This window comes from Dickeya sp. CFBP 2040 (genome assembly GCF_012273755.1).
Classification (GTDB): domain Bacteria; phylum Pseudomonadota; class Gammaproteobacteria; order Enterobacterales; family Enterobacteriaceae; genus Dickeya; species Dickeya poaceiphila.
On record NZ_JAAVXH010000006.1, the window covers coordinates 1 to 16,053 of the forward strand.

The 16,053-nt window shown below is 49.6% G+C and carries 15 protein-coding genes, 1 tRNA gene and 1 pseudogene; 6 read left to right on the forward strand and 11 right to left on the reverse strand.

Annotated elements, in window-relative coordinates:
- Positions 1-250: 250 nt before the first annotated feature.
- The 5 genes from Dpoa2040_RS00200 to Dpoa2040_RS00220 are packed head-to-tail and all read left to right on the forward strand — an operon-like array spanning position 251 to position 5,232.
- Positions 251-1,123, forward strand: a complete 873-nt coding sequence (locus tag Dpoa2040_RS00200; protein ID WP_168639900.1) for a carbohydrate ABC transporter permease — start codon at positions 251-253, stop codon at positions 1,121-1,123.
- Complete coding sequence (locus Dpoa2040_RS00205) at positions 1,113-2,000, forward strand: carbohydrate ABC transporter permease (RefSeq protein ID WP_168639901.1); 888 nt, start codon at positions 1,113-1,115, stop codon at positions 1,998-2,000. The genes Dpoa2040_RS00200 and Dpoa2040_RS00205 overlap by 11 nt, the downstream gene beginning before the upstream one ends.
- 10 nt (positions 2,001-2,010) lie before the next feature.
- Entirely contained in the window at positions 2,011-2,832 is an 822-nt protein-coding gene (locus Dpoa2040_RS00210; protein ID WP_168639902.1) for a phosphodiesterase, read from the forward strand.
- 5 nt (positions 2,833-2,837) lie between these two features.
- Positions 2,838-3,917, forward strand: coding sequence for an ABC transporter ATP-binding protein (locus Dpoa2040_RS00215; RefSeq protein WP_246867212.1), 1,080 nt, complete (start codon positions 2,838-2,840; stop codon positions 3,915-3,917).
- Positions 3,910-5,232 carry an ABC transporter substrate-binding protein gene (locus Dpoa2040_RS00220; protein ID WP_168639904.1) on the forward strand — a complete coding sequence of 441 codons (1,323 nt, stop codon included), beginning with the start codon at positions 3,910-3,912 and terminating at the stop codon, positions 5,230-5,232. The genes Dpoa2040_RS00215 and Dpoa2040_RS00220 overlap by 8 nt, the downstream gene beginning before the upstream one ends.
- Before the next feature lie 59 nt (positions 5,233-5,291).
- Here Dpoa2040_RS00220 and Dpoa2040_RS00225 read toward each other — a convergent pair whose 3' ends face one another.
- The 9 genes and pseudogenes from Dpoa2040_RS00225 to Dpoa2040_RS00265 all read right to left on the reverse strand — a co-directional run bounded on the left by Dpoa2040_RS00225 (position 5,292) and on the right by Dpoa2040_RS00265 (position 11,248).
- Positions 5,292-5,558, reverse strand: coding sequence for a sugar transferase (locus Dpoa2040_RS00225; RefSeq protein WP_371810560.1), 267 nt, complete (start codon positions 5,556-5,558; stop codon positions 5,292-5,294).
- 51 nt (positions 5,559-5,609) lie between these two features.
- A pseudogene (locus Dpoa2040_RS00230) lies at positions 5,610-5,784 on the reverse strand (integrase core domain-containing protein); the annotation flags it as partial.
- Between the two features lie 176 nt (positions 5,785-5,960).
- Positions 5,961-6,512 (reverse strand): dTDP-4-dehydrorhamnose 3,5-epimerase, encoded by a 552-nt coding sequence (rfbC, locus tag Dpoa2040_RS00235; protein ID WP_042868619.1) that lies wholly within the window; start codon positions 6,510-6,512, stop codon positions 5,961-5,963.
- A 4-nt stretch (positions 6,513-6,516) separates the two neighbouring features.
- Entirely contained in the window at positions 6,517-7,389 is an 873-nt protein-coding gene (gene rfbD / locus Dpoa2040_RS00240; protein ID WP_168639905.1) for a dTDP-4-dehydrorhamnose reductase, read from the reverse strand.
- A gap of 19 nt (positions 7,390-7,408) precedes the next feature.
- Positions 7,409-8,272, reverse strand: coding sequence for a glucose-1-phosphate thymidylyltransferase RfbA (gene rfbA / locus Dpoa2040_RS00245; RefSeq protein WP_042868615.1), 864 nt, complete (start codon positions 8,270-8,272; stop codon positions 7,409-7,411).
- Positions 8,272-9,342 carry a dTDP-glucose 4,6-dehydratase gene (rfbB, locus tag Dpoa2040_RS00250; RefSeq protein WP_371810561.1) on the reverse strand — a complete coding sequence of 357 codons (1,071 nt, stop codon included), beginning with the start codon at positions 9,340-9,342 and terminating at the stop codon, positions 8,272-8,274. The genes rfbA and rfbB overlap by 1 nt, the downstream gene beginning before the upstream one ends.
- Positions 9,343-9,797: 455 nt before the next feature.
- Entirely contained in the window at positions 9,798-10,175 is a 378-nt protein-coding gene (locus tag Dpoa2040_RS00255; protein ID WP_168639907.1) for a helix-turn-helix domain-containing protein, read from the reverse strand.
- Positions 10,176-10,417: 242 nt separating this feature from the next.
- Positions 10,418-10,491 (reverse strand) — tRNA-Gly (locus Dpoa2040_RS00260).
- Between the two features lie 85 nt (positions 10,492-10,576).
- Positions 10,577-11,248 (reverse strand): LysE family translocator, encoded by a 672-nt coding sequence (locus Dpoa2040_RS00265; protein ID WP_168639908.1) that lies wholly within the window; start codon positions 11,246-11,248, stop codon positions 10,577-10,579.
- 539 nt (positions 11,249-11,787) lie between these two features.
- Between Dpoa2040_RS00265 and Dpoa2040_RS00270 the strand changes: the two genes are divergently transcribed.
- Positions 11,788-13,215, forward strand: a complete 1,428-nt coding sequence (locus Dpoa2040_RS00270; protein WP_168639909.1) for an alkaline phosphatase family protein — start codon at positions 11,788-11,790, stop codon at positions 13,213-13,215.
- Between the two features lie 180 nt (positions 13,216-13,395).
- Here Dpoa2040_RS00270 and lysS read toward each other — a convergent pair whose 3' ends face one another.
- Together lysS and prfB are read right to left on the reverse strand one after the other, a co-directional pair.
- On the reverse strand, positions 13,396-14,913 hold the full coding sequence (lysS, locus tag Dpoa2040_RS00275) for a lysine--tRNA ligase (protein WP_168639910.1): 1,518 nt from the start codon (positions 14,911-14,913) through the stop codon (positions 13,396-13,398).
- Between the two features lie 8 nt (positions 14,914-14,921).
- A protein-coding gene (prfB, locus tag Dpoa2040_RS00280) for a peptide chain release factor 2 (protein ID WP_128569672.1) occupies positions 14,922-16,020 on the reverse strand; the annotation gives its coding sequence in 2 pieces (ribosomal slippage) (positions 14,922-15,944 and positions 15,946-16,020; 1,098 coding nt in all).
- Positions 16,021-16,053 lie beyond the last annotated feature (33 nt).

Sequence of the window (16,053 nt, forward strand, 5' to 3'; positions counted from 1 at the left end):
TGATTTAACAAAGAACTAAGAGATCGCGTTTCCGGGTGGCCCCCCATAAAAAAACTACCAACACGCATCCAACACGTTTCCCCCACCGTAGTACAAACCATCAGCGCCAGCTTTATTTTCTGGAAATTATCGTCACCAAATCGTCACCCATCTGCCATGCCCTTGCAGTATTCCCTGCGCAGCATATGCCTTTCATTTTTACCGAAATCTGTTGACTGGCATTAACCATCACCATGCGAAAACTATCACCATGCAAAAAAACTGGCTCCCCTGGGTGATTCTGTCGCCTTCTTTGTTGTTTCTGTTGTTATTTACTTATTTTCCGCTATTGCGATCCGTTTATGACAGCCTGTTCGACACCCGCATGATCGGCGCGGACGCCCCTTTCGTTGGACTGGGAAATATTATTCGTCTGTTGGATGACGCCGTATTCTGGCGCGCACTGCTCAACAACCTGATCTATATCCTGTTGACGGTGATCCCCGGTGTGGTGCTGGCGCTGGTGTTAGCGGTAGCGCTGTGGGAAAACCATGCGGTCAATCGTTGGCTGCGCACCGCTTTCTTCTTTCCGATGATTATTCCGATGGTCAGCGCCGCCGCGTTGTGGTTGTTTATCTTTATGCCCGGCATCGGCCTGCTGGATTACTATCTGGCCAAGCTGTTCGGGCCAATGAACAACAACTATCTGGGCCGCAGCAATAGCGCGCTGCTGGCACTTGCGCTGATTGGCGTATGGAAATTCGCTGGTTACTACATGCTGTTCTTTCTGGCTGGGTTGCAAAGCATTCCGCCATCCACCCGCGAAGCCGCCATCATGGAAGGCGCCACACCAACGCAAGTATTTTTCCGGGTCACGCTGCCGCTGCTACGCCCGACGCTGAGCTTCGTCATCACCACGGCACTGATTTACTCCATCACCCAAATTGACCACGTGGCGGTGATGACCCACGGCGGGCCGGATAACGCCACCACGGTGCTGCTGTATTACATCCAGAATCTGGCCTGGGACACCCACGACCTCGGCAAAGCCTCCGCCGCCACCTTTCTGACGCTGGCCGGGCTGTTCGTCTTCTCGTTGATTAACCTGAAAGTACTTGAGAAAGGGGCGCATTATGAGCGTTGAAATTTCCCCTACGGTGGTCTGCTCCACAGGAGTGCCCTTGCCAGCCTGGCTGCGCTGGCGTCAGTCGTGCCGTGTCACCCTCAGCCTGCTGATGATCTGCGCCGCGTTGCTGTGGATAAGCCCGTTTATCTGGATGCTCTCGTCAGCCTTTAGCGCCACCACCTTTGGTACAGGCATGGCATCGCTGTTACCACGCTGGCCGCTGACGCTGGATAACTTCCGCGACGCCTGGCAGAGCGCCGACTGGATAAGCCTGTACGCCAACACCATTTTCTTTACTTTCGGTACCTTTTTCGTTCAGTTGCTGACCATCACCACCGCGGGTTACGTCTTCGCCTGTCACGAGTTTCGCGGCAAGCAGACACTATTTCTGCTGTTTCTGGTGCAGTTGATGATCATGCCGGTAGCAATGATGGTGCCCAATATGATGACGCTGAAGGCATTCGGTCTGCTCAATACGCTGACCGGTGTGATGATGCCCTATTTCACCTCGGCATTTGGCGTATTTCTGATGCGTCAGGCGTTTCTGTCCATTCCTAAAGAGATGGAAGAAGCCGCGCTGATGGAGGGTTGTCGCTGGTGGCAGGTGCTCTTCCGTGTGCTGCTGCCCATGTCATGGCCTTCTATTCTGGCGTTCGCCACCGTCAGCATAACCTATCACTGGAACGAATACCTGTGGCCGCTAATGATGCTTAACGACCCTGACAAACAGGTTTTGACGGTCGGGCTGGTGTCATTCGCCATGGGCGCTGAATCCGGTGGGCAGTGGGGAATGATCAGCGCTGGCACGCTGATGGTATGCCTGCCGTTAATGCTGGCGTTTATCGTTTTCCAAAAACAGTTCCTGAGAAGCTTTGGTTTTTCGGGGATAAAATAAGGGGTTCTTCATGCTGTTAGCACAAATTTCAGATACTCACTTTCGAAGCACAGGGCAAAAACTTTACGGTTTCATCGACATCAATGCCGGTAACGCCGATGTGGTGTCACAACTTAACGCCCTCACCGAGCGCCCGAACGCAGTGGTAGTGAGCGGCGATATCGTCAACTGTGGTCGTCCGTCGGAATATCAGGTAGCCCGCCAGATTTTGGGTAGCCTCAACTATCCTCTGTACATCATTCCCGGCAATCACGACGATAAAACCCATTTTCTGGAGTACTTGCAACCGCTGTGCCCGCAACTGGGCAACGATCCGCAGAATATGCGCTACGCGGTTGATGATTTCGCCACGCGGTTGCTGTTCATTGACTCCAGCCGCGCGGGAACGTCCAAAGGCTGGCTGACGGAAGAGACGCTGGCCTGGCTGGAAGCACAACTGATGCGTGATGACAAACCCGCCGCGGTGTTCATGCATCATCCACCGCTCGCGCTCGGTTCCGCCCAGATGGATCGCATCGCCTGCGAGAACGGGCATCGTCTGCTGGAATTGGTAGAGCGTTTCCCATCACTGGTGCGTATTTTTTGCGGTCACAACCATTGTCTTATCATGACGCAGTACCGTCAGGCGATCATCGCTACCATACCGGGTACGGTCCATCAGGTGCCCTACTACCACGAAGACACCCGCCCCTACTACGACATGTCGCCTCCAGCCTGCCTGATGCACCGTCAGGTAGACCAACAGTGGGTCAGTTACCTGCACCCGCTATCGCATTACGCCGGCCCGTGGCTGTACGACGAAAACATCAGTTGCCCGGTGGATGAACGTTAATGGCCATGTTACGACTGCACAACGTCAGCAAGCAATTTGACAACAAACCGGCGCTGCAATCGCTGTCGCTGGAGATCGCCGACGGCGAATTTCTGGTGTTGGTGGGACCATCTGGCTGCGGCAAAAGTACCCTGCTGCGCCTGCTGGCCGGGCTGGAAACCGTAAGCGACGGCGAGATTTGGCTGGACGGCGATAACATCACCGCCCAGTCGCCACGCGAGCGTAATTTTGCGATGATCTTTCAGAACTATGCGCTATTTCCACATCTGACGGTAAAAGACAACATTACCTTCGGTATGCAAATTCGCCATGAACCCAAAGCAAGCTGGCAGCCCCGGCTGGAAAAAGTGGCGCAGTTGCTGCAACTGGATACCTTGTTGGATCGCAAACCGGGCAAGTTGTCCGGCGGCCAGCGTCAGCGAGTGGCAATGGCACGTGCCATCGTACGCAACCCGAAACTGTTTCTGATGGATGAACCGCTGTCCAATCTGGATGCCCGGCTGCGCACCGAAGTCCGCGACGGGATTATGGCGCTACATCAGCAGCTCAAAACCAGCACCGTTTACGTCACCCACGACCAGATAGAAGCCATGTCGATGGCGGATCGCATCGTGGTCATGAACCACGGCAAAGTCCAGCAGATCGGCACACCGGAACAACTCTACGCATTCCCAATCAATCTGTTCGTGGCAAGCTTTATCGGCTCACCTGCCATGAATATCCTCCCCCTACCTTGCTCCGACGGTGCGGTACAGATGGGTGAAGAGAAGCTTCCCTTACCGCCACATGCCAGCCATCTGCAACAAGTGTTTTTCGGTATTCGCCCGGAACACCTCACTGAAGGTCAACAAAGCTGTCACCAGTCACTACGCCTGACGGGTACCGTGACACAACGAGAATTGATGGGGGCAGACTATCTGCTGCACATCAACACGCCAATCGGCGAATTACGCTACAGTCGCAAAAATCGCGGCGATACACCGATGGTTGGCGTCACCGTCAACCTCAGTTTTTCACCTTTTGATGTTCATCTTTTTCATGCTGATACACAGCAGAACTTATACCAGGAGACCACCCATGCATAAGCCCCTGAAACAGCGGTTGCAGGCGCTCACCCTCGGCATCACGCTGGCCTTCACCGGTTCAGCGCTGGCCAAACAGAGCATCGATTTCATGTTTCCAGCCCCGGTAGACGGCAAACTGACGATGGAAATGACCCGCATCATCAAAGAATTCAACAGTTCTCAGCAAGATGTAGAAGTACGGGGGATTTTTACCGGTAACTACGACACCACTAAAATGAAAGCGGAAGCAGCGCAAAAAGCCGGTCAACCGCCTGCGCTGGTGATTATGTCCGCCAACTTCACGACCGATCTGGCTCTGAAAAATGAAATCCTGCCGATGAACGAACTGTTCAAATTCGGCAACGAAAAAGCCGGTACGTTTTTAACCAACGAATTCTGGCCTGCCATGCACAAAAACGCCCAGGTGATGGGGGTGACGTACGCGATTCCGTTCCACAATTCGACACCGATTCTCTATTACAACAAGACTCTGTTCGAAAAAGCCGGTATCGCACAGCCGCCGCAAACCTGGCAGGAGCTGCTGGCAGACGCCAAAAAGCTGACCGACCAGAGCAAAGGCCAGTGGGGCATCATGCTGCCGTCCACCAATGACGACTACGGCGGCTGGATTTTCTCCTCGCTGGTACGCGCCAACGGTGGCAATTACTTCAACGAGGACTATCCGGGCGAAATCTATTACAACACCCCGACGACTATCGGCGCGCTGCGTTTCTGGCAGAACCTGATCTACAAAGATAAAGTGATGCCGTCCGGCGTGCTGGATTCTAAGCAGATTAGCGCCGCCTTCTTCTCCGGCAAACTGGGTATGGCGATGCTGAGTACCGGCGCGCTGGGCTTTATGCGTGAAAATACCAAAGACTTTGAATTGGGCGTGGCAATGTTGCCTGCCAAAGAGCAGCGTGCGGTGCCAATAGGCGGCGCCAGTCTGGTGAGTTTCAAAGGTATCTCTGATGAGCAGAAAAAGGCAGCTTACCAGTTCCTGAGCTATCTGGTCAGCCCGCAGATCAACGGCGCCTGGAGCCGTTTTACCGGCTATTTCTCACCACGTAAGACGGCGTACGACACCCCGGAAATGAAAGCGTATCTGGAGAAAGACCCGCGTGCCGCCATCGCGCTGGAACAACTGAAGTACGCCCACCCGTGGTACTCCACTTATGAAACCGTAGCGGTGCGCAAGGCAATGGAAAATCAGTTAGCCGCTGTGGTGAATGATGAGAAGGTAACGCCGGAAGCCGCCGCCAAAGCCGCTCAGCAGGAAGCCGACACTATCATGAAACCCTATGTGGACCAGACGGCGCTGGCCCCGATAAAGTAATTCCTGAACATGATGTAGCGCAGTAACGTAACGATGCCGCCCCACCGGCATCGTTTTTATCAACTCACCCGATCACCGGAACCTTTACCGACCACCGTTTGCACCAGATAAGTGAAGTAATGCTTCACTGATAGAGTCTGGATCATCCGCTGATCACACTCCGCCAGTTTCTGTGGTGTAGACATGTCGATGGCATTAAGCTGTGCCAGCCCAGTAATTCCCGGCAATACATCAAAGACACCACGCGCCTGACGTTCGGCAATTAGCTCTTGTTGATTAAACAAACAAGGACGCGGCCCAACGAGACTCATCTCTCCTTTCAGCACATTGACCTGTAATCCATCCGTTTTTTGCCAATGAAGGGCTTCAGCCAATTTTTACCTCTCATAGATAACCGCTAGCATATCATCCAGTTATCTATGTGGGCGTTCCTCGTTATATTCTGTACACCAACTCTGCTGTTAGTTCTCGTACTTTAGACAAAGTTCTGAACAGATACATATCGCGTATTTCTATTCGCAGTATTTTGTTAAAGCACTCAATAAACCCGTTATGACGAGCCAAACTGGTTTTATTTCGATCAGTGAGTTTTATTATAGGGTTTATTAATACCCAGAATAAATCAAGATAATATTCGCACAACAAGAGCTCACACATCTAATTATTAGAACTCTCATAAACCCCCAATAATTATACTATCGAGAAAAATATCGTTTATATCTCAATCGTTACAGCGTTTCACACTCTATAAAAAGTTTACCATTTTTATCCTTATCTGATAAAAAAGGAGTATTATTTTCCGAAAAAGGCCATTCTATATTAATATCAGCATCATTCCACAACAATGAACACTCTGCTTTAGGGTTATAATAATCAGTACACTTATAAACAAATTCAGCCTCAGGACTTGTCACATAAAACCCATGAGCAAACCCTTCAGGAATCCATAGTAAACGTTTATTCTCAGCAGAAAGATATATACCAACCCACTGACCAAGTGTTGGGGAATTTTTTCGCATATCAACTGCGACATCAAAGACCTCACCACTAATAACTCTAACTAGTTTCCCTTGAGTGTTTTCGGTCTGATAGTGTAACCCGCGTAAAATACCTTTACTGGATTTAGAATGGTTATCCTGCACAAAATTACATGTATGACCAACAACCAGATCTTCAAATTTCTTCTGTTGCCAAGTCTCCATGAAAAAACCGCGTTCATCACCAAACACCGTTGGTTCAATAATTTTCACATCTGGAATATTTGTCTCAATAACTTTCATAATGTCACTTATATGCTTGAATATTATCCAGTGCCAGTTGCCAGTTGCTAGGTTCAATATCGAACTGCTTTCTTATTTTCTCACAGTTTAATCGAGAGTTAGACGGCCTTTTGGCTGGTGTGGGATAAGCAGATGTTAGAATAGGCAATAACGTGGGAATACTAACAAGAACGTTGCTTTCTTTAGCCTTCTGAAATATTTGAGCCGCAAAATCAAACCAGCTAACATGCGGCATTCCGGAAAAATGATATATCCCCCATCCCGGCTTTCCACCATTTTCAATATAACTAATTATCTTGATTAATGCTGCCGCAATATCACCAGCATAGGTTGGCCCACCGACCTGATCGCTAACTATATTGAGAGCATCTCGTGTAGCACCGAGCCGAAGCATAGTTTTTACAAAATTGTGTCCATGCTCACCAAAAACCCATGCAGTCCGCAAGATAATAAATTTCTCTGTTAAATCTGCAACAACGTGCTCCCCAGCAAGTTTACTTTTTCCATATATGCCATGAGGCGCAGTTGGCATGCTTTCATCATATTCTGTCTGACTTTCACCATCGAAAACATAATCAGTAGAAATATGTAAAAAAACCGCATCAATTTCGCTTGCAGCCTGAGCCAGATAAGCTGGCCCATCACGGTTAATGGCATAGGAAAGTTCAATTTCATTCTCAGCTTTATCTACAGCAGTATGTGCTGCTGCATTGACGATATAATCAGGACGGAATTGACTGATAGTATGAAATACTGCCCCCTTATCAGTTATATCCAGCTGCTCACGGTCAACAGCCAGTACATGCGCTTTGCCCAACAATTGAGAAACTAAACAACTCCCTACCTGCCCATTACTACCGACAATTAATACTTTCATTATATTTTCCTGGCATCAATTACTTGATCAACCCCATCAGATATTGACCATATTCGTTCTTCAGCATCGGTTCTGCCAGTGCAATCAACTCTTGATTAGACATCCAACCATTTCGCCAGGCAATCTCTTCCAGGCAAGCCACTTTCAATCCCTGGACATTCTCAATAGTTTGCACAAAGGATGACGCTTCATGCAGGCTCTCATGCGTTCCAGTATCTAGCCAGGCAAAACCACGACCAAATAATTCGACGCTAAGCGACCCATCCTCCATATACATTTGGTTAATTGAAGTAATTTCCAATTCACCACGATGGGATGGTTTAACCTGTTTGGCGAACTCAACTACGCGATTATCATAAAAATACAACCCAGTAACAGCATAATTGGATTTGGGCTTACTCGGTTTTTCTTCAATGGAAATGGCTTTCATTTCAGCATCAAACTCTACAACGCCAAAACGCTCCGGGTCTTTAACTTGATAGCCGAATACTGTAGCACCCACTGCTTTATCTACAGCATTTTTTAGCATCTTGCTGAAGGATTGACCGTAAAAGATATTGTCCCCCAGAACAAGGCAACAACGTTCATTGCCAATAAATGAGTCACCAATAATAAATGCCTGAGCCAATCCATCTGGACTAGGCTGAACCGCATAATCAATATTGATGCCGAAATTGCTGCCATCACCCAGCAAACGCCGAAACCCTTCGTTATCTTCAGGTGTAGTGATAATTAATACATCACGGACTCCGGCTAACATCAGTGTAGATAGCGGATAATAAATCATCGGTTTATTGTAGATCGGCAACAATTGCTTGGATACACCTCGGGTTAAAGGATACAACCGAGTACCGGAACCACCTGCGAGGATAATACCTTTCATTATTTTTCTACACTCCCCAAACGCTCACGGCTATAAGAACCATCCAGCACCCTGCTCCACCATGAGCGGTTATTGAGGTACCATTCCACCGTTTTACGAATACCGCTTTCAAAAGTTTCCTGTGGTTTCCAACCAAGCTCACGACCAATCTTGCCAGCATCAATAGCATAACGCACATCATGGCCTGGACGATCTTTCACATAAGTAATCAGATCTTGATAAGCACTGATACCCGACGGTTTTTGCGGAACCAACTCCTCCAGCAAAGCACAGATAGTTTTTACGACATCAATATTGGCTTTTTCGTTATGCCCACCAATATTATAGGTTTCACCAACGACGCCCTCAGTCACCACCTGATAAAGCGCACGGGCATGATCCTCAACAAACAGCCAGTCTCGAATTTGCATACCATCGCCATATACTGGCAACGCTTTTCCTTCCAGCGCGTTCAGTATCATTAATGGAATCAGCTTTTCCGGAAAGTGGTAAGGACCATAGTTATTGGAACAGTTGGTGACGATCGTTGGTAATCCATAGGTTCGCAGCCAGGCTCGTACTAAATGATCACTCGATGCTTTAGACGCGGAATAAGGGCTACTGGGGGCATATGGCGTCGTTTCAGTAAATAGAGAATCGGTTCCCTCTAGATCGCCATAGACTTCATCCGTCGAGATATGATGGAAGCGGAAAGCCGATTTTTGGGTTGGCTCCAGATTGCTCCAGTAAGCACGTGCTGCTTCAAGCAGCGTATAGGTACCAACGATATTCGTTTCGATAAAAGCAGCAGGACCATCAATCGAACGGTCAACATGCGATTCAGCCGCTAAATGCATAACCACATCAGGCTGACAGGTTTCAAACACGCTCTTAAGCGCTACAACATCACAAATATCGATATGCTTAAACTCATAACGTTCATGACTGCTCACATCGGCCAGAGACTCCAGATTACCTGCATACGTGAGCTTGTCCACGTTAACAACAGAATCTGCTGTGTTCTTTATAATGTGACGCACAACGGCTGATCCGATAAACCCAGCCCCACCTGTTACTAATATTTTCATAATGTTACATCCAAAAAGCGAAATATTCGACGGCTCAACCTAACTATACTCTGACTTGATATGAACAAAATTCAGGCAAGCTACCGCCCTTGGGATTCAGTCCAAAGGTAGCTACTGCCTTCAACTTGTCGTTGCACGTGCGATTTTGCTGGAAATATAGTCAGAAAAAGGAAAAAGAAGTTGCACATTTTACATGTCACAACAAAGGAGGTGTAGCGGTATTGTGATTTACCCCTAAACCCAAACTGAAAATTTACACCATGCTCGCTCTTTACCTTCTTACAGCACGAATCATGGCGTAATAAATAATAATTATTACTCTTACTCAATAGGTCAAGGCTATAGATTCAACCACAAATATAACATATTAATAAATAAGGTTATTATCGAAATACAACAGAAACGATAAACACTGCTCGCTTTCTTTCAGGCTGCATTAACCTTTTAGAAGAGCATCGCTACACCGCTGTAGCAGCAGAATTGAGCTCATCATATCGCTGCTGGGCAAGCATGACCTCATCAATATTTCGCTCCGCCCAGTGGGTCAGTTCGTGTACGGTTTTAACCAGCGTTTTGCCAAGTGTCGTAATTGAGTATTCCACCGTCACCGGCACGGTAGCAAACACCTGCCGATGAATCATACCGTCGCGTTCCAGGTGCTTTAGCGTCTGTGACAATACTTTCTGCGATACCCCTTCAATATCACGTCTTAGTTGATTAAACCGTACCGGTTCACACGCCAGACGATCCAGAATCAGTAGTGACCACTTATTAGACAAACGATCCAGCACCACACGTGCCGGGCAGGTTTTACTATAGACATTAAATTCAGGCATCCTGTGACCTCTGTTATATCGGTTAACGTCTTATTCGGTATACCTGCTTACCATAGCGCATATCGTTTCTTTTAGGGAGTTAGTTTCTTTTGAAGTGACTGGTATCTTTTTAAAACTACCGATACAGCACCTGCCATTCCTTGTATCCGAAACAACGCACTGATAAATAAAAAATCATTTCAAGATATAGAGGAATAAAAAACAGAATTGAAAGCTTGAAAGCACGGAGAGAAGTATGTCTTTGGAGCGGGCGAAGGGAATCGAACCCTCGTATAGAGCTTGGGAAGCTCTCGTTCTACCATTGAACTACGCCCGCGCAGAAAGTGAGTGGCATTATAGCGTCATCTGTCTGGCGAGCAAGATAAAACACGGTCTTACTGAGTGCGTTTTGAGCAGTCGATTCACCCTATGGGCACCAGCAGCGTTTGATATCCATTTACGATCACCTGAACAGCAAACACGGCGAATAACACGGCGGACACCGCACTGCAGTAAAACGACAATCGGCCTTTTAACGCACCGCGACCATATTTGATAAGCAGCGCCATGAACAGCGTCCAGAGTACGCCGCCAATGAAAAACCCACCAAGAAACAGTGCTATCTGTCTGGCAGAACCATCGGTGGCCTGGGCAATCAACGTCCCACCAACCGCCGCAAACCACAGCAATGCGCTGGGCGATGCCAGCGCCATTCCCATTCCGCTAATAAAATTGCGGCTAGCAGGAGCCGACGCACACGATGAAAATGCGCTAGTGGTATCAACCGACAAGCCACGATGCTGGCGGTAATCACGCCAGGCGCTACGCGCCATACTAAACGACAGCCACAGTAATACACCGCCACCGCCAATCCACAACAGCCAACGTACCGGCGTATAGTTGAAAATCACCGCCATTCCCAGCACCGACAACGTGGCGTAAACCATATCGCCAAAGCAGGAACCCAAACCAATAAAGAATGCTGCACCTGCACCATCACGGATACCACGATTAATAATCGCCGTATTGACGATTCCCAAGTCCAGACACAGCGACAACGACAGCAGCAAGCCGCTCAACATCACCAGTAGCATAGTTTCCCTCGGTAGTTCTGTTTCCCGGTAACGTTTTTCCGGCCATTATGGTGCAACACGCTTACGATGATATCCTTATCCTGTGTTGTCAAAAATTGATATCAAGAGACGATCACAGCGAGAACATGCCACAGGGTGACAACACCTACGCAAACGTATCACCCGCTACCTAATCACCATGGTGAAAAATAACATACCAGCAATAATACGGCGACTAGCATAAAAATAAATAATGCGATCTTTTTACTACCAGAATCATCCGATAATAACTATTTCGTATTAACTTTCTTAAATAAAGCCACCAGATTACCCATTTCAGATTTTTCATAAAAATAGACACTGCTATATATTATTTTATTTAAAATTTGACAGATGAATTCTCAGGGCTAAATTATCGATACACAGTATAAAGAAAAACCCTCCCATTCATATAATTGTTCCAATTGGCTTCACAACACCTACACCAAGCCCACACACCTAATCAATGTAATCATTTGATATTTAATCACTTTAATATCACGAACTGCTAAGAGGTTGCCATGATCAATACTGGATTATCGAATATTGAGCATATTGTCATATTAATGCTGGAAAACCGCTCGTTCGATCATATGCTAGGATTTCTTTATACTGACAAAAATAACCTTTCTCCACTCGGCCACCCTTTTGCCGGTTTAACCGGGAATGAAACCAATCCAGACAGTAACGGCAATCCAGTCCAGGTATTTAAAATTACGCCGGATACGCCTAATGCCTATTTCATGCCGGGTTCTGACCCCGGCGAAGGGTATTATGCGACAAATTCCCAACTGTTTGGCGATATTCATGCGCCCAGCGCGCTGCCATCCAACAGCAATCAAGGATTCGTTACCGACTACGCCTACACACTGGGCAGGCAATCGCAGGAAAGCGGCTGGAAAATCCTGCCGGGTACCCAAGCCAGCAATATCATGGGTTGCTTTACCCCACAGGCGCTCCCGGTGCTCTGTGCACTGGCAACAGGTTATGCCGTTTGCGACCACTGGTACGGTTCAGTACCCACCGAAACGTTACCCAACCGGGCGTTTGTTTCGGCAGCGACCTCTCAAGGACATATGAATGACAATACCAAGAGCTATACCTGCCCTTCCATTTTTGGCAGGCTCAGTCAGTCTGACATTACATGGTCTATCTACGGTTATGACCAACCGCCACTAACCCGCCACAATTTCCCTGATACCCAACAGGCTGATGATAGTCACTTCGGCGTATTCAGCGATTTTCAGCAGGCGGCGCGCAACGGTACACTGGCGTCGTATGTGTTTCTTGAACCCAGTTGGGGTGAAGATGGCAACAGCCAGCACCCGGTTGCCGACGTCGCACTGGGAGAACAACTGATTCACGATGTTTACTACGCCCTGCGCAACAGCCCACTCTGGAACAAGACGCTGCTGATCATTACCTACGATGAGCACGGCGGCTGCTATGATCACCTGCCCCCTCCTTGGAGCGCGACGCCACCGGACGCCAGCACAGGCGAATACGGTTTCGACTTCACCCGTTTCGGGCCGCGCGTACCCACTGTACTGGTTTCGCCCTGGATTGAAGCGGGTACCGTATTCCGGGTTGCGGAGAAGGCTACACCGCTGGATCACACCTCAATCCTCAAAACTGTGGAACAACGCTTTGGACTATCTCCCTTGACCAACCGCGATGCCGCCGCGTCCGGCGTGGGGGATGTACTTACACTCACCACACCACGCACTGACGATCCGCTGGCTGGGGTGACCGTTCCCACCTCAAACGGAAAAAATCCGGCGTTGGGCGCACCCTCTCACCTGCAGCAGGTCCATGCCGAATTGGTCAGTGCGTTGCCGGTAGCGGATGCACAAGGCGGAATGCATCATCAGATGCCCAACATGACCACGGCAGCCGAATACACCGACTATATCCACCAGCGAACACAAGACTGGCTGAACTCCCGTTAATTGTTCCAGACCTTATCGGGGTCGGGACGGCAAAATCAGCAGGGACGATAAACAGTCGATGCTATCGAATCCGCAAAGTTGCTGTTACCTTCAACCGCGGAGAACTGGCCCAGCCAATGACAGCCATAAAAAAACCGGTGCCTGCTGGCACCGGTTTACCATCGTACAATCGTTATAGACTTATTTCTGCGGACGCATCGCCGGGAACAGGATCACATCGCGGATGGTGTGGCTGTTAGTAAACAACATCACCATACGGTCAATGCCGATACCCAGACCCGCGGTCGGCGGCAGGCCGTGCTCCAGCGCAGTAACGTAGTCTTCGTCGTAGAACATGGCTTCATCATCACCGGCATCTTTCGCCGCTACCTGATCCTGGAAGCGTTGCGCCTGATCTTCAGCGTCGTTCAGCTCGGAGAAACCATTACCGATTTCACGTCCGCCGATGAAGAATTCGAAGCGGTCGGTGATTTCCGGATTCTGGTCGTTACGGCGCGCCAATGGCGAGACTTCAGCCGGGTACTCGGTGATGAATGTCGGCTGGATCAGATGGGCTTCGGCCACTTCTTCGAAGATCTCGGTAACGAGACGACCCAGACCCCAACTTTTCTCTACCTTGATGCCGATAGACTCCGCAATAGCTTTAGCCGCATCGAAACTATCCAGATCCGCCAGATTGGTTTCCGGACGGTATTTCTTGATGGCTTCACGCATGGTCAGCTTCTCGAACGGCTTACCGAAGTCGAACACCTGGTCGCCATACGGCACCTCGGTAGTACCCAGAACGTTCTGCGCCAGCGTGCGGAACAGCGACTCGGTCAGTTCGATCAGGTCTTTGTAGTCCGCATACGCCATGTAGAGTTCCATCATGGTGAACTCAGGGTTATGACGCGGCGACACGCCTTCGTTACGGAAGTTACGGTTGATCTCAAACACGCGTTCAAAACCACCGACCACCAGACGTTTCAGGTACAGTTCTGGCGCAATACGCAGGTACATGTCGATATCCAGCGCGTTGTGATGGGTGATGAACGGGCGAGCAGACGCCCCACCGGGGATCACCTGCATCATCGGCGTTTCCACTTCCATAAAATCACGACCGACCATGAACTGGCGGATACCGGCCAGAATCTGTGAGCGCACGCGGAAAGTGTGGCGGGATTCGTCGTTAGCGATCAGATCCAGATAACGCTGGCGGTAACGCGTTTCCTGATCCGCCAGACCGTGGAATTTGTCCGGCAACGGGCGCAACGCCTTGGTCAGCAGACGCAATTCGGTACAGTGGATCGACAGTTCGCCGGTTTTGGTTTTAAACAGTTTACCGCGCGCACCGAGGATATCGCCAAGGTCCCACTTCTTGAACTGCTCGTTGTAGACGCCTTCCGGCAGGTCATCACGCGCCACATATAACTGAATACGGCCACCGACATCCTGCAACGTGACGAAAGACGCCTTGCCCATGATACGGCGGGTCATCATGCGACCCGCTACCGTCACTTCCAGACCCAGTGCTTCCAGCTCTTCGTTTTCTTTTTCGTCATAGCTGGCGTGCAGTTTATCGGCAGTGCTGTCACGGCGGAAATCGTTCGGAAAAGCGATGCCGGTATCACGCAACGCCGCCAGCTTCTCACGGCGGGTTCTAAGTTCGTTGTTAAGATCCAGCGCCTGCTCGGCACCCTGGTTTTGTGGTTCAAACATGAGATTCCTTATAACCCCGCTTTTAAACTTGCTTCGATAAACTTGTCCAGATCACCATCCAGCACTGACTGGGTATTCCGTGTTTCCACCCCGGTACGCAGGTCTTTAATGCGGGAGTCGTCCAGCACATAAGAACGAATCTGGCTGCCCCAGCCGATGTCGGACTTATTGTCTTCCATCGCCTGTTTTTCCGCGTTCTTCTTCTGCATTTCGAATTCATACAGCTTGGCTTTCAGCTGTTTCATCGCCTGATCTTTGTTCTTGTGCTGAGAGCGATCATTCTGGCACTGGGTCACGATATTGGTGGGAATATGGGTAATACGCACCGCAGATTCAGTACGGTTAACGTGCTGACCACCTGCGCCAGAGGCGCGGTACACGTCGATACGCAGGTCCGCAGGATTGATCTCAATATCAATGTCGTCATCAACTTCCGGATACACGAAAGCGGAACTGAACGAGGTGTGGCGACGACCGCCGGAGTCAAACGGGCTCTTGCGCACCAGACGGTGTACGCCGGTTTCGGTACGCAGCCAGCCAAACGCGTACTCGCCCATAATCTTGATAGTGGCAGACTTGATACCAGCGACTTCGCCTTCAGATTCTTCAATGACTTCGGTTTTGAAGCCCTTGCTTTCCGCCCAACGCAGATACATGCGCAGCAGCATACTGGCCCAGTCCTGCGCCTCGGTGCCGCCGGAACCCGCCTGCAGGTCAAGGTAGCAGTCGGCGCTGTCATACTCGCCGGAGAACATGCGGCGGAATTCGAGCTGACCCAGCTTGTCTTCCAGTAGATCCAGTTCGGCGATGGCTTCGTTAAAGGTTTCTTCGTCGTCGGCTTCCACCGCCAGTTCCAGCAGGCCGGCCACATCGTCCAGCCCCTGAACCATCTGATCAATGGTATCGACAATCATTTCCAGGGAGGAACGCTCTTTACCCAACGCCTGCGCGCGCTCAGGCTCGTTCCATACGTCGGGCTGTTCCAGCTCGGCGTTTACCTCTTCCAGACGCTCTTTCTTGGCGTCATAGTCAAAGATACCCCCTCAGAACGGCTGTCCGGTCAGACAGGTCCTGAATGCGGTTTTTTACCGGATTGATTTCAAACATGGTCGTAAGATCTTATTAGTTGTTTGTCGATGA